We start from the raw sequence: 20,083 nt of genomic DNA on the forward strand, positions 1-20,083 counted from the left end.
AAAAACATAGATCAATTACATTATAATGTATTTGGCAATAATTACTTTAATTTGCAACATCAAAATAAGATACTCTCAAAAAAACAGATGGAATTTTACAAAATTTACTAAAATAAAAGCTTAGCCTCTATTTTATCAGCCCTAAAAACCACAATATTTATTTTTTTTTAACTTTGCCCCCAAAAAAAATAGGGTTATATAAAGAATTTGAAAATGAAAATAGAAAAACGCTGGATCATCTCCTTTATTATTATTAGTATTGTTTGTATTATAGGTGCTTTTTGGCCAACCGTTACAGAAAACGCTTATGTATTATCTAAATTTGATACATTAGACCACATTGTACCTGCCGATGTTGCCTGGATGTTAACATCCTGCTGTCTTGTTTTGATTATGACACCGGGTTTATCTTTCTTCTACGGTGGAATGGTGGGTCGAAAAAATGTGATTTCGACCATGCTTCAAAGTTTTATTTGTTTGGGTGTTGTAACGCTTTTATGGGTAACGGTCGGATTTAGTCTGGCATTTGGAGAACCTGTAGGTTTTAATTCCGGAGATCATTTTTACAGTTTTTTTGGAAACCCGGCTACTTTTGCTTTTATGGATTATGTGGGTGTTTTGCCTCATAAGCAATTAGCTGGTACTATTCCGTTTATGTTATTTGCTTTGTTCCAGATGAAATTCGCTATTATCGCTCCGGCAATTATTACCGGATCTTTTGCAGAACGTGTTCGTTTCATCTCCTATTTATTATTCATCAGCTTATTTACCATTTTTATATATGCTCCTTTGTGCCACTCTGTTTGGTATCCAACAGGGGTTTTAGGAAGCTATTTTGGCGTTAAGGATTTCGCCGGAGGAACTGTAGTACACATGAGTTCCGGATTTGCTGCCTTGGCAGGAGTTCTGGTTTTGGGAAAAAGAAAAAACAGCGATCATATTCCAACCAATATTCCGTTTGTTTTATTAGGAACCGGAATGTTATGGTTTGGCTGGTTCGGATTCAACGCCGGTTCAGCCCTTGCCGCCAACGGAACTGCTGCTATGGCTTTTGCAACTACAACTACATCATCGGCTGCTGCCATGTTAACCTGGGTTTTCTTTGACAGAATGAACGGAAGAAAAGTTTCGGCTTTAGGTGCTTGTATTGGAGCAGTAGTAGGCTTGGTAGCTATTACTCCGGCCGCAGGTTTTATTTCGGTTCCGGAAAGTATGTTTTTCGGATTTATTACGGCCCTAGTTTCCAATTCGGTAGTAAATTGCAAATTCTCAAAGAGATTCGACGATACTCTGGATGTTTTTGCCTGTCATGGTGTTGGCGGAATTATGGGAATGATCCTGACTGCTATTTTTGCTCATGGCGAAGATGCAAGTTTATTGCACGGTGGCTGGAACGTTTTTGCACATCACATGATGGCATTGGTTCTGGTTTCTGTCTTTACTTTCTTCGGAGCTTACCTTTTATTCAAAGTAACCAACTTTATCATTCCGTTACGCGTTTCGGAAGAGAATGAACACATCGGACTGGATTTATCGCAGCACGATGAAACCATTGATCCAAAATCAAAACCCATAACCGAAGCACATTACGGTTAAAATATATTTGATGGGTTCGCCACGAATTACACTAATTTTCACTATTTTTTTTTCGACAATACCGTTTAAATTAATTTAGGAAAATTCACGTAATTCGTGGCAAAAAACTTTAAATATAATTGCACTATTTTCATTCGTTAATATTCCTTAATTTTGCTGAAAATTTTTGTAAAAGTGGGAAGTAAAAATAAACTAAAAAGATTCAGGGAAAACGAAACATTTCAAAACGTTTTTCAACCAACAAGAGAAGAAGTTACAGGCGATTTATTTCCGCTTAGAGGAAAATGGAATGCCGATTTCTTTAAAAATGACAATCCATTAGTTTTAGAATTAGGCTGCGGAAAAGGAGAATATTCAGTTGGATTAGCAGAAAGATATCCCAATAAAAATTTTATCGGAATAGATATTAAAGGTGCCCGTTTCTGGAGAGGAGCCAAAACTGCTGTTGAAACCGGTTTGCATAATGTTGCTTTTGTCCGAACTCAAATTGAGTTGATCAGCCACATTTTTGCAGAAAATGAAGTAGATGAAATCTGGATTACTTTTCCGGATCCACAAATTAAATACAAGAGAACAAAACACAGAATGACCAATTCGGAGTTTTTAAAATTGTATAAAAAAATCCTCAAAAAAGAGGGTGTTGTCAACCTGAAAACCGATAGTGAATTCATGCACGGTTATACCTTAGGATTGCTTCACGGTGAAGGCCACGAAGTTTTATATGCCAACCATAATGTATATAAAAACGAAGGAAGCCCGGAAGAAGTTACTGCTTTTCAAACCTTTTATGAAAAACAATATTTAGAAATTAATAAGGCAATTACGTATATTCGTTTTAAAATTAAAGATTAATTTAGTTTTAAAACCTCTTTTTTAAATCGAATCACACAACTGAATGGCATTACTTACTCCATTACTTTCAGGTTTTATTGCCGCAATCATTGGGATTATTCCTCCGGGTCTGATCAACATGACCGCAGCCAAAATAAATTTGAAAGAAGGAAAAAAAAATGCAATGTGGTTTGTTATTGGTGCCGTTTTGGTCATTTTTTTTCAGGTTTATGTAGCTGTTTTATTTGCACAGGTTATTAATAAAAGACCGGATGTGGTTACATTGCTGAGAGAAGTGGGTTTTGGCATCTTTTCGGCTTTAACTATTTACTTTTTATTTATAGCTAAAGGACCGAAAGCTAAAAAGTCGAAAATTAAAAAGAAGAGCAAAAAAAGCCGTTTTTTTTTAGGCATGTTGTTATCGGGATTAAACTTTTTTCCCATTCCATATTATGTAGTGGTAAGTGTTACATTAGCTTCCTATCATCTTTTTGTATTTGAAAGTAACATCATTTTTACTTTTGTACTGGGTTCCGTTTTAGGCTCTTTTGCCGTTTTATACAGCTACATAGCCTTTTTTGGAAGCATCGAAAAGAAAACTGATTATATGATGCGTAATATGAATACTATCATTGGAAGCATTACAGGATTAGTTGCCCTGGTTACTCTTTTTAATATTTTAAATTATTATTTCGGGTAAAACATATATACAGGTTTAAAGGATTAAAAGATTTCTTAACATTGAGTTGGAAAAAAGATTTTAAAGTAATCTTTTTTGTGGATGAAATAATATAATTTTCACGCAGATTGACTGATTAAGCAGATGAAAAATCACTTTAATCCTTTAATATGTGTCAAAAAACTAATCTATGGCTGAAGATAATTTTTTTGAAAGAGTCTACATAATCGCAAGACAAATTCCATACGGGAAAGTAACTTCTTATGGCGCAATTGCAAAAGCTTTGGGTACTGCAAGATCGGCCAGAATGGTGGGCTGGGCTATGAATGCTTCTCACAATATGGAAGACATACCGGCACACAGAGTCGTTAACAGAAAAGGTCTTCTGACCGGAAAACTTCATTTTGACGGAACCAACCTAATGCAGCAACTTTTAGAAAGTGAAGGTGTGAAAGTTGTCAATAATCAAATTATAGATTTTGAAAAGCACTTTTGGCAACCTGAAATTTACACTCATTAAAAATTCTAAATTGTGAATTCTTCTATCGGTTAAACAATAACTTATACCGATTTACAAATCAATAAATACAATTTAAAAACGTTAAAGTCCGAACATAATCTGTTATCTTTGCAGTCTGAAATCGATTTAAATAAATTATAATTTAAACAGAGTTCTTTTATACAGATAATAGCACATTAAAATGAAATTAGACAGAAAAGAAATTCTTAAGGCATTAGAAACAATAACTATAGCCGGAGAAGGAAAAAATATGGTTGAAAGTGGCGCAGTCGCTAATGTAATTACTTTTGGGGATGAAGTAGTGGTAGATTTAGTACTTCATACTCCTGCTATGCATATCAAAAAAAGAGCTGAAGATGATATCAAAAAAACAATTCATGAATTGGTATCCCCTGATGCAAAAATAAAAGTAAATATAAAAGTAGAAACTCCTGAGAAAAACGAAATTAAAGGTCGTGCTATCCCGGGAATTAAAAACATTATTGCTGTTGCTTCAGGTAAAGGAGGTGTTGGAAAATCAACCGTAACAGCAAATTTGGCTGTAACTTTGGCAAAAATGGGATTCGCCGTTGGTGTTTTGGATGCTGATATCTACGGTCCGTCAATGCCAATTATGTTTGACGTTGAAAATGAAAAGCCAATATCAATCACAGTTGACGGAAAGTCAAAGATGAGACCTGTTGAAAGTTATGAAATCAAAATACTTTCTATAGGATTCTTTACCGCGCCAAGCCAGGCTGTAATCTGGAGAGGGCCAATGGCAGCAAAAGCTTTAAATCAAATGATTTTTGATGCAGATTGGGGAGAACTGGATTTCATGCTAATTGATTTACCTCCCGGAACGGGAGATATTCATCTTTCTATCATGCAATCATTGCCTATTACAGGAGCAGTTGTGGTAAGTACACCACAGGCAGTAGCTTTGGCTGACGCCAAAAAAGGAGTAGCAATGTTTATGCAGGACAATATTAATGTTCCTGTTTTAGGTATTATAGAAAACATGGCGTATTTTACACCTGAAGAATTGCCTGAAAACAAATATTATATTTTTGGACAGGAAGGAGCTAAAAATCTGGCAGAAGATTTAAATGTTCCATTTTTAGGAGAAGTACCAATTGTACAATCTATTCGTGAAGCAGGAGATTATGGTCGCCCGGCGGCTCTGCAAACCGCTTCAACAATTGAAAAAGTTTTTGAGGAAATTACACGAAATGTCGTTCAGGAAGTAGTGAACAGAAATGATAGTTTACCCGCTACAGAAGCTATTAAAATAACAACTATGGCAGGTTGCTCAGCAGTTAAAAAAAATTAGATAATTGAGATGAAAATTAGATAGTTGAGATAATTAGATAATGAGCAAAAATTTATCTAATTGACACATTCTCTAATTGTCTAATTCTATAATTAACACAATTAATTATTATGACAACAGAAGAAATAAAAACCAACGTATTATTGGCACTTGAAGAAATCAGACCTTTTTTGAATTCTGATGGCGGCGATATTACATTGATTTCAATAGAAGATGACAAACATGTTAAAGTGCGTCTTGAGGGAGCATGCATTAGTTGCAGCGTAAATCAGATGACTTTAAAAGCAGGTGTTGAAACAACTATAAAGAAATTTGCTCCGCAAATTGAAACTGTGGTAAATATCCTGTAACCTGAATATCTTGGTATTAATAAGAATAATAGTCCTTAAAGCGATTATTTTTAATAAAACGGGAAAATAGCCAAATAATAACCTTCTTTTTTACGATTATGACAAAAAAAAGATTAAATATTTAAGAGTCTGAGTGACTTAATTAACATAGATTTAACTTAAATTTACGGTCAAACCCTAAATCTTAAATTTATGAATCATTTTTACAAATTATTATTTTTATTGCTTTTCACTATTGTAAGCTATGGCCAGAAAGCCAGTGAAACTTATTCAGTTGATAAAGCCTGGCTAAATGAATCTGAAGAGTGGTCTGATTTTACTTATCAGGGTAAAATTATTGTCTCAAAAACCGTGGAAGAAGGAGGGTTAAGGATTGCGAATTATGATTTTTTATACGATTTTTGTGAAGGTCGTGCAAAATTTGTAAATAAGGCAACATATAGTACAGCTGAATTTTCCCATCCCAGAAAAATTTCTTCGACTACTGACAAACAAGGTATTGCGAATGTAACATATGAAGGAATGCTTATTTTTCAATCTGATAAAGATTATTACTCAGTAATTGCCGTAATAACCATCTTAGAGAAAAATGATAAACTTCTTGGATTAAAAATGCATTTAAAAGACAAAAAAAGAGAATACGCATTTAGCTTTAAACCAAATAGTTAATTCAAAATGAATTTGATCACGTTTATCAGATTCTAAAAAAATTCCAATAAACTTAAAATGGATGTATTAATAAAAATTAAAGATCGAGAGGGAGTTATACACGAATTACAAGCTCCGACTGATATGGCAATGAATATAATGGAGTTGTGCAAAGCATACGAACTTCCTGTTGAAGGTACTTGTGGCGGAATGGCCATGTGTGCTTCTTGTCAGTGTTACGTTCTGAATGATGTTGCTTTGCCTGAAATGGGAGATGATGAAGAAGCCATGCTTTCTGAAGCATTTTATGTTAAATCTAACAGCCGCTTAGGTTGTCAGATACCAATTACTACAGAATTAGAAGGGCTGGAATTAGAACTGGCTCCTGAATATTAAAATAAAAAAAAAAGCGTAAATCAAAAATTCACGCTTTTTTTATGACCCTAAATTAAGAAGCCTGTTTAAAATTTAAACAGGCTCTGAAAAATATTAATTCCTGATCCAATCATCAGGATCAAAAGGCTCAAATTCTCTTTCAGAAAAGGCCTCAGTCAAAACTCCTGATGAACACAGCCAGGTTATAGTTTCTGCTAGCGTGCTTCCGATTTTGTAAATACTTTCGCTGTGTCCTGACAGAATAAAATACTCCTTTTTAAAAAGAATAATTTCATCACCATCATAAGTATCACCAATTCTAACAGCATCCAAAACCTCTTCTTTGGTTAAAATATCTTTTCCTTCATCCCAAAACCAATATTCAGATATTCTCCTCTTCCACTCTGCTATTGTTACTATGATTGTTTCAGGAAGATATATCCTCACATAGGTTCCGCCCAGAATACCACTCCCATATGTTAAGACATACTCTTTATAATCTTCATCAAATACAATATTCAACGTTTTCTCACACGCCAGGATTTCCTCCTTTTCCGCAAGGAATAAATCTGTTTTATTTGTATTATAATTTGGGATTATTTTATAATTATCGAAATTCATTTACTTTTTTAGTTCTAAATTACATCCATTTTTCAATAAAAAAAAACCGTAATCACGATTCGCAATTACGGTTTTCATTATAACAATTTTTCTTTAACCTCAGGTTACACCAAACCAGCTGCAATCAAATATTCAGCAATCTGAATCGTATTGGTCGCTGCTCCTTTTCTTAAGTTATCAGCAACAATCCACATGTTTAAAGTATTTGGCTGACTTTCATCACGACGGATTCTTCCAACAAAAACATCATTTTTACCTTCTGCATAAAGTGGCATTGGATACGTAAAAGTATCTAAATTATCCTGAACCACTACTCCATCAGTATTATGCAAAATTTCCCGAACTTCATTCACATCAAAATCATTTGTAAACTCAACATTTACCGCTTCACTGTGACCACCTACAACAGGTACACGAACTGCTGTTGCTGTTACTCTTATAGTATTATCTCCGAGAATTTTTTGAGTTTCGCGAACTAATTTCATTTCTTCTTTCGTGTATCCGTTCTCTTCAAAACTATCACAATGTGGAATTGCGTTTCTGTGAATTGGATATTTATAAGCCATTTCTCCCTGAATTCCAGCGTATTCATTTTCTAATTGCCTAACCGCTTTTACACCTGTTCCCGTAATAGACTGGTAAGTAGAAACAATAATTCTTTTGATATTGTATTTTTTGTGCAAAGGAGCCAGTGTTAATACCATTTGAATAGTAGAACAGTTTGGATTTGCAATAATTTTATCTTCTCTGGTTAAGGTATCAGCGTTTATTTCCGGTACAATCAATTTTTTGGAAGGATCCATTCTCCATGCAGAAGAATTATCAATAACTGTTGTTCCGGCAGCAGCAAATTTTGGGGCCCACTCTAATGAAGTATCACCACCTGCTGAAAAAACAGCAATATCAGCTTTCATATCTACAGCTGTCTGCAAACCAACCACTTTATATTTTTGACCTTTATATTCTATTTCTTTTCCCACTGATTTCTCAGATGCAACCGGGATTAATTCTGTAACCGGAAAATTTCTTTCTGCTAAAACTTTTAACATTATTTCGCCAACCATACCGGTGGCGCCTACAACCGCTATTCTCATTTTTATATTTTTTGTTATGAATATTTTATTTTATGGTACAAAAGTAACTATAATAAAAAGTAAAACAATTCGATTCACAAAAAATAACAAAATGTTACAAATTAAACAAATTAGAAAAACCGTTCTATTTGAACGGTTTAATTAGACAATAGTGTAGCGGAATTATTTTTTTAATAAATCTCTTATCTGTATAAGTAATTCTTCCTGGGTTGGTCCTGCGGGTGGTGGTGGTGGTGGTGGTGGTGGAACGTCTTTCTTTTTAAGGTTGTTAATTCCTTTAATGATCAGGAATAAAACAAAAGCCACAATTATAAAGTTAATTACTGCCGAAAGAAACAGTCCGTATTTTACTCCGCCAAAAGCCGTGAGGTCTTCGATGGTAGACAATTGCGCTGCATCTAATGCTGGTTTTAGTAACAATGGTGTAATTACATTTTCAATTAACGAGCTTACAATTTTACCAAAAGCAGCTCCAATTATAACTCCGACAGCCAAATCGACCACGTTGCCTTTCATTGCAAATTCCTTAAATTCTGAAAGCATCCCCATAATTTTGTTTCTTTAAGTTACTAATAATTGATATCTAAAATACATAATTTTGTCGAAAGTTATTTATTCCTATCTAAAAAACACACGTTTTACCCGTTGCGAAATACTGGTCAGAATTTCATAGGGAATGGTTTTTAATGCTTTGGCCATTTCCATAACTGTTGGGCTTTCGCCGAAAACAATGACAGAATCTCCTTCTTTACAATCGATTTCCGTCACATTTACCATCAACATATCCATACAAACGCTTCCTACAATGGGTGCTTTTTGATTTTTAATCACAACATACCCAACTTCGTTCCCCCATAATCTTGAAATTCCATCAGCATACCCTATTGGAATCGTGGCTATTTTGGTTGGTTTATCAGCCATAAAACGGCGTCCGTAACCTACGCTGTCACCGGCAGGTATAGTTCTAACTTGGGAAATGATGGATTTTAGTGTACCAACGTTTTCCAAATATTTTTGTTCTGAAGGGTCGTTAGAAACACCATATAAACCAATACCTAATCGCACCATATTATATTGTGCGTTTGGGAAATTGCTAATTCCGGAAGTATTCAGAATATGACGAATAGGATTGATATTTAATTCTTCCATTAATTTAGAGGATAACTTTTCAAATAACTCAATCTGCGAAAGAGCAAAATCATAATGTTGCATATCATCACTTGTAGCCATATGCGACAAAATACTTTGAATACGAACGGATGCATTATCTTTTAAGGCTAAAATCAATTCATCAATTGTATTTTCTTCAAAACCTAAACGATGCATTCCGGTATCCAGTTTAATATGAATTGGAAAGTTTTTCAGGTTTTTTTCCCTGGCAATTTTTAAAAATGCATTTAATCCTTTTATACTATAAATTTCAGGTTCTAACTGATGTTGAATAATGGATGGAAAACTTGTCGATTCAGGATTTAAAACCATTATAGGTAATTTAATCCCTCCATTTTTAAGTGAAATCCCTTCATCGGCAAAAGCTACGCCCAGATAATCCACCTTATGATGCTCCAGTAGTTTGGCTATTTCCAAACCACCGTTTCCATAACCAAAAGCCTTTACCATCACCATTATTTTAATATCCGGAGCTAGCTTTGATTTAAAGAAACTCAAATTATGACTAATAGAATTGAGGTTAATTTCTAAAATCGTTTCATGCGTTTTCTCTTCAAGCAGTGATACAATTTCTTCAAATCTAAAAGATCGGGCACCTTTTATTAAAATAGTTTCATTAGCAAAATCAAGGCTTTCAAAATTAGAAATAAATTCAGCTGTGTTTTGAAAAGTGATACAGTTAGAAAATTTAGCTGCAAAAGAGGATATTGTTGTACCAATACCTATTACACGATTGACTTTATTGTCTAAAATTAACTGCGCTACCTTAGAATACAACTCCTCATTGGAAAATCCACTCTGAAAAATATCCGATAAAATAACCGTTTTAGCAGCATTCTTTTTTTGACTTTCCAAAAAATCCAATGCAATTTTTAAAGACTGAAAATCAGAGCTGTAACTATCGTCAATAATACTGCAATTGTTGATTCCGTTTTTAACCTCCAATCGCATCTCCACAGGATACAATAATTGCATTCTGTTTTGAATCGTTTCTGTGTCATATTCAAGATAGAGCAAAACCAATAAACAGGAAATAGCATTTTCTATGGAAGCATTATCCCTAAACGGAATTTCCAAATCAAGAATTTCGTTTTTGTATTGAAATTGAATGCTAGTTGTTTCTTCTTGATTTTCTTTTTTCAGGATAAAGACATCAGCCGTCTCATCTGTAAAACTCCACGAAAAAAGGATTCTGGAATGTAATAAATATTCTGCAGAAAATTGAGACAAACAAGAATCTACAAGGGGAGCTTTTTGATAGATTATTACCTTGCTTTCTTTGAATAACAGTAGTTTTTCATCTATCTTCTGAATTAAATTTAAAAAACCTTCATCATGGGCTGACCCAATATTCGTTAAAACTCCAATGTCAGGCTGGATGATTTTTTCGAGTTTGTCCATCTCGTTAACCGTCGAAATTCCGGCTTCAAAAATGCCTAAATTATGTTTTTCATTAATTCCAATTACAGAAAGGGGAACACCAACCTGAGAGTTATAACTTTTTGGGCTTCTGATAATATTATAATCCGGACTAAGCAAAAAATTCAGCCATTCTTTTACTATCGTCTTACCATTACTTCCCGTTAAACCGATAACCGGAAAATGAAAAAGACTACGGTAATAAGCAGCAAAATCCTGCAGTGCATGTAATGTACTTTTTACGATTAAGAAATTGGCTTTCCCACTGCAACTCTCAGGAATATATTCGACAGCAAAATTTCGAACCCCTTTCTCTATAAGTTCCAAAATAAATAAATGAGCATCATTGTTAACACCCGACAAAGCAAAAAACAAGGTTTGTGAACCGTTTTGCAATGAACGGCTGTCAATTGAAATATGATCAATTAAAACATCAGCATCTAAGCCATTCCATTCTGCGTCAAGAACTGTAATAAGTTTTTTTAGGTTTATGCTCATTGAAAAAGTTTCTTTTGTCAAATTTAAAACATTAAAGATAGAAAAGAGTTGTGATTTTCTTAAAAAATAAATCGGTTAGAACATCGTATTTATATTTCATTTATATTTGTTGAACACCTCAAATTTTACTGTTTTGAAAAGAATTCTCCCTTTATTTTCTTATATATTGCATCCTATTTTTATATCGATGTATGCGACTTTATTTTATCTTTTTTACAAACAAGACATGTTTACCAATCAGGAAAAATATTATGTATTATTTCAAATCCTGATTATTACTGTTATTGTCCCAATATTGTTTTTCTTATTGCTTCGTTCTACTGGAAATGTAAAATCAGTCATGGTACATGAAACTTCTCAACGAATTATACCTTTAATTTTACAATGTTTTTTATTTATTCTATTAGTAAAAAGAAGCATTGTCATCACCCGTTACCCTGAACTTCATTTCTTTTTTCTGGGAGGTTTGTTCAGTACTATTATAGCCTTGATCTATTCACTTTTTAAGATAAAAGCCAGTTTGCATATGATGGCCATTAGTGGTTTTGTCGTTTTTGTCATTGGCCTGAACATGCACTTACAACTGCATAATCCGTATTGGCCGGCCTTTTTGGTTTTACTTACCGGAATTGTAGCTTCTTCGCGCTTAGAAATGAATGCACACACCAATAAAGAATTACTAATAGGATTAGTAATAGGGACACTTCCGCAAGTTTTGTTTCTGTTTTTGTGGCTATAAGATGTAAAAAATGAGGCCTATATTCATACTTCTCATATCAATACTTTCGCCTTGCTGGGTTTTGGCAGACTTAAACAATGGACTTAAACCGTAATAAGCATAAATGTTCCAGGTATTGAAGCCACTGGAAAGATAAAGTCCGTACTGAAAATTATTGAAATCCTGATTATTCTTTATTATATAGGTATCTTCCCTATCTTTCAAAACTGATTTGTCTGAGAATACATAACTGAATTTTACTCCTCCATATATCCTCCAAAACTTATGGCTTTCATAAGTCGAATTTCGCCATCTGAACTCTATGGGAAGATCTACCAAATATTGCCTGAATTTATTCGATGCGAATTCATTGTATGAGTTAACGCCATAGGTATGTGTACCATCCTGTTGATTAATAATAGTCAGGTTCTGATAATAATTTTTATAACTTAAACCAAGACCAGTAGCAATAGCAACTGTTCTTTCCTTATTAACAGGCATATCACGCAAAAAACCAAAAGACAATCCCGCGGAAAATCTATCTTGTTTTAAACCGTCAGGGCTTTGAACCAAAAGATTATAGGTAACTGCAATATAAAACTGATCTTCTCGATACAAAGAGTCAATTTTAACCACAGGTTTTATTTCAGGTTTTGCTTCAGGTTTCGTTTCATCCTGCGAAAAAACACTAAAAAATGATACTAAAAATAAACAACTAAAAATAAATCGCATATCAGGTTTTGGTTTTAAAGGGATTTCAAATAAACGTTTTTTTTAAGATTGTTTATTACACTTACAAATATAATATAATGATACTTTAAGAATCGATTATTATACAATTATTCTGAATTTCGCTAATAACAAAAACTTTTATTGATTTTTTTCTAATAAAAAGGATTAGAATCTTACTTTTTTTATTTACTCTTTTATACCTTTGTCTTGTATGAAAAAAAGAAAACTTATAACAAGTATTTCTCTGGCGCTGATGGTATTGTTCTCCATACTGTTTCAGTCAGTTCACAGTTATGAGCATATCATAAAACAACTTTCAGAAAAACAGTGTTATCACGATTATAGTGATGTAAATAGTGAAATTACGCATCAGCATAATGATTACGATTCTTGTTTTGTATGCCTTTTCGCATTTGGAAGTTATATTGCTCCTGAAAAATTCTGTTTTGAAATTTATTCCTCAAATCAGCAAGTACCTTATTTCTTTCATTATTCTGAAAATACTGTTTCGTTTTCAGGAAGTTTATATTCATTACGAGGCCCTCCTCCAGCTGTAATTTCATAAATTCGATATATTCGAATAATCTTAGAATTGAATTCAAAATCCGAAATCTTCTATCTTCTATCTGACTCTTCAGAACCAAACTTATTTTCGTTTTGATTTCAAACATAACTGGAAAATCAAATTAATTATAGCATCATTTTCAATGAAAAATATTATCACAGCCCTTATTTTAGGGTTTTCGGGCTTTCTTTCTGCTCAAAATTCTGTTTCAGGAACCATAATTAATTCTGAGAACCAGCCTTTACCAGGTGTCTCTGTTTATGCACCTGAATTACACAAAGGCACAACAACAGACGAAAACGGAAAATACGAATTGACTAATCTTCCAAGCGGAAGTTTACGTATTGCTTTTACTTTTATTGGATATACAACACAAAATAAAACTATCCCTAAATTAGTAAAGGAAAACACTTTAGATATTACTCTTTCGGAATCTGTTTTTGAAATGGATGAAGTAATCGTAGCAACTGCTTTCAATAAATTACAATCACAAAACGTAATGAAGGTGGAGCATGAAAGTATCAAAACATTACAACAAAAAGGAACTTCAACCTTAATAGAAGGCTTGGCTACTATTCCCGGAGTTTCGCAGATTTCAACCGGAACTTCTATCGGAAAACCTGTTATTAGAGGATTGAGTGGCAATCGTGTTTTGGTATATTCACAAGGTGTCCGAATCGAAAATCAGCAATTTGGGGACGAGCATGGTTTAGGCTTAAATGATGCCGGAATAGAAAGCGTAGAAATCATCAAAGGTCCCGCTTCTTTATTATATGGCTCTGATGCTTTGGGTGGCGTTTTGTATTTTAATCCTGAAAAATTTGCTGATGCGAATGCGTTTAAGGCCAACTTCAGTCAAAAATATTTTACGAATACCCAAGGAAGCAACTCATCAATTGGGTTAAAAACGTCTACAGATAATTGGAAGTTTTTAGCACGTGGAAGTTTTAACACACATTCAGATTATAAAATTGCCGATGGTGATCGTGTAACAAATTCCCGCTATAACGAAACCGATTTTAAAACCGGAATTGGATACAGCAACGCTACTTTTTCAAGTGTGTTCAGATACAATTATAATAAATTGGATATCGGAATTCCGGAAGATGGAATTGCAGCACAATCTTCAAGCAAAGACACACAATTTCCGAGACAAGGCATTTTCAACCATTTATTGAGTTTAAACAATGTGATCTTTTTTGAAAATTCAAAATTAGATGTTGATTTGGGCTACATTGCCAATGATCGTAGCGAATTTGAAGACAGCAACGATGCTGCTCTTAGAATGAAATTGAAAACTTTTAATTATAATACAAAATATCATTTTCCGAAATTTGGTAAAATTGAAACCATCATTGGAATTCAGGGGATGCATCAAACGAATAAAAATTCTGGCGAAGAGTACTTGATTCCGAATGCCACTACCAACGATTTTGGAGTTTTTGGAACTGCCAATTACGAATGGAACTCTAACGTTTTACAAGCAGGATTACGTTTTGATAACCGAAACGTTACCTCTGAAGCGCACGGAATTCAAGGTGAAGAAGGTTATTTTCAGGCTTTAGACAAATCATTCGACAGCTTTAATGCTTCTTTGGGATATAAAACTAAATTGGCTGAACCTCTGACACTCCGACTAAATATAGCGACAGGTTTTAGAGCTCCAAATTTAGCCGAATTAACTTCAAACGGTGTTCATGAAGGAACGAATCGCTATGAAATTGGAAACAGCGATTTAAAAACTGAGCAAAATGTTCAGACCGATTTGAATTTAGAATACAAAAACTCGCACTTTGAGTTTTTCATAAACGGATTTTACAATCATATAAATAATTACATCTATACTTCACCAACTGGAGAAACTTTAGACGACAATGATGTTTTTGCTTATGTTCAGGATAATGCTCAATTATACGGTGGGGAAGCTGGGTTGCATTTTCATCCGCACCCATTGGACTGGCTACATTTTGAAACGAGTTTTGAAACTGTTACAGGTAAAAAAGATAACAAAGATTATTTACCCCTGATTCCTGCCAACAATTGGAATAATACCATTAGAACCGAATTCAAAATTAAAAACTGGCTGGAAGAAGGTTTTGTAACTTTAAATGTTTCTTCCACTTTTGACCAGAAAAATATTAGTGGGTTCGAAACGGCTTCAAAAGGTTATACTTTGGTCAATTTAGGTTTTGGAGGAACTGTAAAATTAGGAAAAACTGCTTTTGATGTCAACCTGAACGGAAACAATCTATTTGATAAAGAATACATCGCGCACCTTTCAAGATTAAAAACAGACGGGATTCCGAATATTGGTCGTAATATCGTTCTGGGAGTGAATTTTAATCTGTAATATTTTCTAACCATATAAGCCATATAAGTAAATTTAAGCTAAGCCTAAACTAAAATGGACTTAATTGCCTATATGGTTTAAACAATTTTTTACAACAATTTTTTATGTTTTTGTTATAAACGCAAAAATAAACTATGAAAAAATCAATTCTTATAATGGCTATAATTACTGCAGGAATTTCATTTGGTCAAAGCAAAATTCAGTACCCGAAAACTACAAAAGGAGAAACTGTTGATGTATATTTCGACACCAAAATAAATGATCCGTATCGCTGGCTCGAAGACGACAAATCAGCTGAAACCGAGGCTTGGGTAAAAGCTCAAAATGAAGTTACTTATGGTTATTTAAATCAAATTCCGTTTCGTGATGCATTGAAACAACGAATGGAAAAATTATGGAATTACGAAAAAATAAGTGCCCCTTTTACCGAAGGAAAATTTACCTATTATACTAAAAATAACGGACTTCAGAACCAATCTGTAATTTACCGAAAAGGTAAAAACGGAAATGATGAAGTTTTTTTAGATCCTAATACTTTTTCTAAAGACGGAACTACTTCACTTGGAGGCATGGATTTTTCTAAAAACGGATCTAAAGCAGCTTATGCAATCTCTGAAGGCGGAAGCGACTGGAGAAAAGTCATTATAATTGATGTATTGTCTAAAAAAGTTTTAGAAGATACTTTAATTGATGTGAAATTCAGTGGTGTTTCATGGCATGGTAATGAAGGATTTTATTATTCCAGCTATGATAAGCCAAAAGGAAGCGAGCTGTCAGCTAAAACAGATCAGCACAAATTGTATTTCCATAAATTAGGAACTTCTCAAAAAGAAGACAAGGTTATTTTTGGATTAGATCAAAAACGCAGATATGTTGGTGGATATGTTACTGAAGACAACCATTATTTAGTGATTACAGCTGCCAATTCCACTTATGGAAACGAGTTGTATATTAAGGACCTGACAAAGCCAAACAGCCCTATAATTACTATTGTCGACAATTTTAACAGCGACAACTCTATTATCGAAAACGAAGGAAGCAAATTGTTTATTGAAACTGATTTGAATGCACCAAACAAACGCGTAGTAACTGTTGATGTAAGCAATCCGAAACCAGAAAACTGGGAAGACTTTATTCCGGAAACACAAAATATTTTATCACCATCAACTGGTGGGGGATACTTTTTTGCCAACTACACAAAAGATGCCGTCTCATTAGTAGAGCAATATGATTATAACGGAAAATTAATTCGTGAAATAAAACTTCCTGCAGTAGGTACAGCCGCAGGTTTTGGCGGTAAAAAGGAAGAAAAGATTTTGTACTACAGCTTTACCAATTACACAACTCCCGGGTCTATATTTTCATTTGAACCGAAATCCGGAAAATCAGATATTTATCAAAAACCAAAAGTAGATTTCAAAAGTGACGATTACGAATCGAAACAAGTTTTTTATACTTCAAAAGACGGAACCAAAATTCCGATGATTATTACCTATAAAAAAGGGACAAAATTAGACGGGAAAAATCCAACAATTCTTTACGGTTACGGAGGATTCAATGTTAGTCTGACACCTGGTTTTAGTATTGCAAATGCAGTTTGGATGGAAAACGGCGGAGTTTATGCTGTTGCCAATTTAAGAGGAGGTGGCGAGTACGGAAAAAAATGGCATGATGCAGGAACTAAATTGCAAAAACAAAATGTATTCGATGATTTCATCGCTGCAGCAGAATATCTGATTGCTCAAAAATATACTTCATCAGATTTTTTAGCCATCCGCGGAGGTTCTAATGGAGGTTTATTAGTGGGCGCCACTATGACACAGCGCCCTGATCTGATGAAAGTAGCATTGCCAGCCGTTGGCGTTATGGATATGCTGCGTTACCATACTTTTACAGCCGGTGCAGGCTGGGCTTACGATTACGGAACAGCTCAGGATAATAAAGAAATGTTCGAATATCTTAAAGGATATTCTCCGGTACAAAATGTAAAAAAAGGAGTTCAATACCCTGCAACGATGGTAACTACAGGAGATCATGATGATCGTGTTGTACCAGCACACAGTTTTAAATTTGCATCAGAATTACAGGAAAAACAAACAGGAGATAATCCGGTTTTGATTCGGATTGATGTAAAAGCAGGACACGGAGCAGGAAAATCAGTTGCGGCAACGATTCAGGAAAACGTAGATATTCAGGCGTTCACGCTTTACAATATGGGATTTAAAGCTTTGCCTAAAAAGTAGTACTTTAAACACTTCATTTTTTTCAAACCACGAATTCACGAATTACCTTCAACTAATTTGTGAGTTCGTGGTTTTGTTTTTAAAAACAGCCAAATAATTTGTTTCACGCAGATTCCGCAGATTTAGGCAGATTTTTTTTATCTAAATCTGCTAAAATCTTTTTTAAATCTGCGTGAAAAATAATTCGTGAATTAGCTACTGACTTTTTTTCAATAAACCTTAAATTTGAATATCTAAAAGAATAAACAATGAAAATCATCAAATGGGGAATCATAGGCTGTGGAAATGTAACTGAAGTTAAAAGCGGACCAGCGTTTCAAAAAGCGCCTAACTCTGCTTTAGTGGCCGTCATGCGAAGGAATGCAGCACTTGCTGAAGATTACGCCAAACGCCATAATGTTCCTAAATGGTATTCAAATGCAATTGACCTGATTAATGACCCTGAAGTTGATGCCGTTTATATTGCAACACCTCCATCATCACACAAGGAATATACAATTTTATGCGCCAAAGCAGGAAAACCGGTTTATGTTGAAAAACCAATGGCATTGACATTTGAAGAATGCAATGAAATGATCAGTGTTTGCAAAGAGCATAATGTTCCGTTATTTGTTGCTTATTACAGAAGAAGTTTACCCCGTTTTCTAAAAATAAAGGAGGTAATTGATGAGAATAAAATTGGAGCTATAAGACATGTAAACTGCGTTTTATACCATCCTTTTGAAGAACGCTACGATGACGAAATCAATCTTCCCTGGACGGTTTTGCCGCACATTTCAGGAGGTGGGATTTTTGTCGATTTAGCCTGCCACACTTTAGATTTCCTTGATTTTGCTTTAGGACCAATTCAATCTGTCCGCGGGCATGCAACTTCTCAATTAAAAGCGTATCCCGCCGAAGATTCAGTTTCAATGTCCTTTTTATTCGAAAACGGAATTCACGGTACTGGCTTATGGAATTTTGCCAGTTTTGAGCGTTACGATAATACGGAAATTGTAGGTGATAAAGGCAAAATCTCCTTTTCAACCTTCGGCAACGATCCAATTAAAATTGAATACGCAAATGGAGATAAGGAAACCATCACCATCGAAAATCCGCTACACATTCAGCAGCCTTTTATTGAAACCGTTATGGAAGAGCTTTTAGGCAAAGAAGGATTTTCACCTTCAAAAGGAACTTCGGCAGCAAGAACAACGTGGGTTATTGATGAAGTTTTAAAGGAATTTAGAAATTCAAAATAAGCATAATTAAAATAAGGAGCTGTTCCTGCTGTCCGCTGTATCTTTTATGCCGAACCCCGGCATAAAAGGATATCGTTCCCATCAGGGCTATGGCTTCAGTTTTCATAAGAACAAAAAAAGAGGATACTCGTTATAGAATATCCTCTTTCGTTTTTTAAGACTAAACTTCTTTAGAATTATAGACTGTATCGTAATCCAAAAGTCAAACCTACACCGCTAATTCCAACATAGGAACTAATATCGTCAGTAGCTTTTGTATCATCAAAACCATCTGGATTAGTTACTTTACTATTAGAACTTGTAGTTAATTTATCTACATAATTAGTATGATTCGCAGAATATGAAGCCGCTCTGAAGTTTGTTGTAGTATTCAATTTATCTTCACCATTTTCAGTATAAACTTCAGTTTCTTTACTTTTTCCGTGAACTGTAAAATTACGGTATTCTAATTCCGCATAAACTGAAATACGTGTTCCTAATTTATAAGATGTGCCTAAAGCGGCCATAAAACCAATAGTTGGGTTAGGTTTTACAACATCTTCAGAATACGTTTTTGCCATTACGCCTGCTGCAGTAGAATACTCGCGATTAGTCTCAATAGTCAAATCTCCATGAATAGGAACAATAACTCCTACTTTTGTATAAGGTTCAAAACCTTTATTTTCTCCCAAAAACAACACTAATGAAGGTGATAAATCCCAAGCCCTAATTTTTCCTACAGCATCTCCAGTCACAAAAATATTTGCTGGCGAAGTAGCAACTAAACGATTGGTAGTTTCAACCATTAATTTATCAGCACTAGAATAATAGTTAATCCCCATTTCAACTCCTAAACGAGTTGAAAAACGATAACCTGCAGTTAATCCGGTCCGAAAACCTTCTCCAAATGAACCATGATTTGTTTCTCTCGAAATTAAAGTAGTTCCATCAGCTGCGTAAACATCCGTATTAGGCAACTGACCATTTACAATTGGAAATTCTGTTGCAGCTGTCTGAATAAAGTATGATCCTCCTAATTTAAAATACCAGCTTTCAGGCTTATCTGCACTATCTGTTTGCGCTATTGTCACCATAGAGCAAATCATAAATCCGATTAAAAATAAATGCTTTTTCATAATTTT

The 20,083-nt window shown here is 34.2% G+C and carries 19 protein-coding genes; 13 read left to right on the forward strand and 6 right to left on the reverse strand.

All coding sequences use genetic code 11. The features are described 5' to 3' along the window. Nucleotides 1-213: 213 nt before the first annotated feature. The 8 genes from J2W48_RS01440 (at nucleotide 214) to J2W48_RS01475 (ending at nucleotide 6,332) form a co-directional block, all read left to right on the forward strand. Entirely contained in the window at nucleotides 214-1,596 is a 1,383-nt protein-coding gene (locus J2W48_RS01440) for an ammonium transporter (protein ID WP_310276956.1), read from the forward strand. Nucleotides 1,597-1,770: 174 nt separating this feature from the next. Next, the gene (gene trmB, locus J2W48_RS01445) at nucleotides 1,771-2,448 is read left to right on the forward strand and encodes a tRNA (guanosine(46)-N7)-methyltransferase TrmB (RefSeq protein ID WP_310277905.1); all 678 of its coding nucleotides are present in this window, start codon (nucleotides 1,771-1,773) and stop codon (nucleotides 2,446-2,448) included. A gap of 43 nt (nucleotides 2,449-2,491) precedes the next feature. Beyond that, complete coding sequence (locus J2W48_RS01450) at nucleotides 2,492-3,127, forward strand: LysE family transporter (RefSeq protein ID WP_310276959.1); 636 nt, start codon at nucleotides 2,492-2,494, stop codon at nucleotides 3,125-3,127. A gap of 169 nt (nucleotides 3,128-3,296) precedes the next feature. Continuing rightward, the gene (locus J2W48_RS01455; protein ID WP_310276962.1) at nucleotides 3,297-3,626 is read left to right on the forward strand and encodes an MGMT family protein; all 330 of its coding nucleotides are present in this window, start codon (nucleotides 3,297-3,299) and stop codon (nucleotides 3,624-3,626) included. 181 nt (nucleotides 3,627-3,807) lie between these two features. Beyond that, entirely contained in the window at nucleotides 3,808-4,938 is a 1,131-nt protein-coding gene (locus J2W48_RS01460) for an Mrp/NBP35 family ATP-binding protein (RefSeq protein WP_310276965.1), read from the forward strand. A 110-nt stretch (nucleotides 4,939-5,048) separates the two neighbouring features. Further along, the gene (locus tag J2W48_RS01465) at nucleotides 5,049-5,288 is read left to right on the forward strand and encodes a NifU family protein (protein ID WP_310276968.1); all 240 of its coding nucleotides are present in this window, start codon (nucleotides 5,049-5,051) and stop codon (nucleotides 5,286-5,288) included. A gap of 192 nt (nucleotides 5,289-5,480) precedes the next feature. Beyond that, on the forward strand, nucleotides 5,481-5,957 hold the full coding sequence (locus J2W48_RS01470) for a hypothetical protein (RefSeq protein ID WP_310276971.1): 477 nt from the start codon (nucleotides 5,481-5,483) through the stop codon (nucleotides 5,955-5,957). A gap of 57 nt (nucleotides 5,958-6,014) precedes the next feature. Next, nucleotides 6,015-6,332, forward strand: coding sequence for a 2Fe-2S iron-sulfur cluster-binding family protein (locus J2W48_RS01475; protein ID WP_007805184.1), 318 nt, complete (start codon nucleotides 6,015-6,017; stop codon nucleotides 6,330-6,332). A 93-nt stretch (nucleotides 6,333-6,425) separates the two neighbouring features. Here the strand turns inward: J2W48_RS01475 and J2W48_RS01480 are convergent, their stop codons facing one another. From J2W48_RS01480 to J2W48_RS01495, 4 genes are all read right to left on the reverse strand, one after another. Continuing rightward, entirely contained in the window at nucleotides 6,426-6,932 is a 507-nt protein-coding gene (locus J2W48_RS01480) for an SMI1/KNR4 family protein (protein WP_310276977.1), read from the reverse strand. Between the two features lie 104 nt (nucleotides 6,933-7,036). Continuing rightward, complete coding sequence (locus tag J2W48_RS01485; RefSeq protein WP_310276980.1) at nucleotides 7,037-8,026, reverse strand: aspartate-semialdehyde dehydrogenase; 990 nt, start codon at nucleotides 8,024-8,026, stop codon at nucleotides 7,037-7,039. A gap of 162 nt (nucleotides 8,027-8,188) precedes the next feature. Further along, nucleotides 8,189-8,575 carry a large conductance mechanosensitive channel protein MscL gene (gene mscL / locus J2W48_RS01490; RefSeq protein ID WP_310276981.1) on the reverse strand — a complete coding sequence of 129 codons (387 nt, stop codon included), beginning with the start codon at nucleotides 8,573-8,575 and terminating at the stop codon, nucleotides 8,189-8,191. A gap of 69 nt (nucleotides 8,576-8,644) precedes the next feature. Continuing rightward, nucleotides 8,645-11,113 (reverse strand): bifunctional UDP-N-acetylmuramoyl-tripeptide:D-alanyl-D-alanine ligase/alanine racemase, encoded by a 2,469-nt coding sequence (locus tag J2W48_RS01495; RefSeq protein WP_310276985.1) that lies wholly within the window; start codon nucleotides 11,111-11,113, stop codon nucleotides 8,645-8,647. A gap of 133 nt (nucleotides 11,114-11,246) precedes the next feature. Between J2W48_RS01495 and J2W48_RS01500 the strand changes: the two genes are divergently transcribed. Next, nucleotides 11,247-11,852, forward strand: coding sequence for a hypothetical protein (locus J2W48_RS01500; protein WP_310276989.1), 606 nt, complete (start codon nucleotides 11,247-11,249; stop codon nucleotides 11,850-11,852). On the opposite strand, the gene J2W48_RS01505 is transcribed toward J2W48_RS01500, so the two are convergent. Continuing rightward, on the reverse strand, nucleotides 11,847-12,563 hold the full coding sequence (locus J2W48_RS01505; RefSeq protein WP_310276992.1) for a porin family protein: 717 nt from the start codon (nucleotides 12,561-12,563) through the stop codon (nucleotides 11,847-11,849). The genes J2W48_RS01500 and J2W48_RS01505 overlap by 6 nt on opposite strands. A 211-nt stretch (nucleotides 12,564-12,774) precedes the next feature. Here J2W48_RS01505 and J2W48_RS01510 point away from each other — a divergent pair, with 211 nt between their 5' ends. From J2W48_RS01510 to J2W48_RS01525, 4 genes are all read left to right on the forward strand, one after another. Beyond that, nucleotides 12,775-13,128, forward strand: a complete 354-nt coding sequence (locus tag J2W48_RS01510; RefSeq protein WP_310276995.1) for a hypothetical protein — start codon at nucleotides 12,775-12,777, stop codon at nucleotides 13,126-13,128. Between the two features lie 142 nt (nucleotides 13,129-13,270). Next, a complete protein-coding gene (locus tag J2W48_RS01515) occupies nucleotides 13,271-15,478 on the forward strand; it encodes a TonB-dependent receptor (protein WP_310276997.1) in 2,208 nt (735 codons plus the stop codon). A gap of 134 nt (nucleotides 15,479-15,612) precedes the next feature. Continuing rightward, the gene (locus J2W48_RS01520) at nucleotides 15,613-17,721 is read left to right on the forward strand and encodes a prolyl oligopeptidase family serine peptidase (RefSeq protein ID WP_310277000.1); all 2,109 of its coding nucleotides are present in this window, start codon (nucleotides 15,613-15,615) and stop codon (nucleotides 17,719-17,721) included. Nucleotides 17,722-17,969: 248 nt separating this feature from the next. Continuing rightward, complete coding sequence (locus J2W48_RS01525; RefSeq protein ID WP_310277003.1) at nucleotides 17,970-18,962, forward strand: Gfo/Idh/MocA family protein; 993 nt, start codon at nucleotides 17,970-17,972, stop codon at nucleotides 18,960-18,962. 176 nt (nucleotides 18,963-19,138) lie between these two features. On the opposite strand, the gene J2W48_RS01530 is transcribed toward J2W48_RS01525, so the two are convergent. Next, on the reverse strand, nucleotides 19,139-20,077 hold the full coding sequence (locus tag J2W48_RS01530; protein ID WP_310277006.1) for an outer membrane beta-barrel protein: 939 nt from the start codon (nucleotides 20,075-20,077) through the stop codon (nucleotides 19,139-19,141). Between the last annotated feature and the right edge of the window lie 6 nt (nucleotides 20,078-20,083).

The sequence above is a fragment of the Flavobacterium piscis genome (assembly GCF_031457575.1).
In the GTDB taxonomy this organism is placed as follows: Bacteria; Bacteroidota; Bacteroidia; order Flavobacteriales; family Flavobacteriaceae; genus Flavobacterium; species Flavobacterium piscis_A.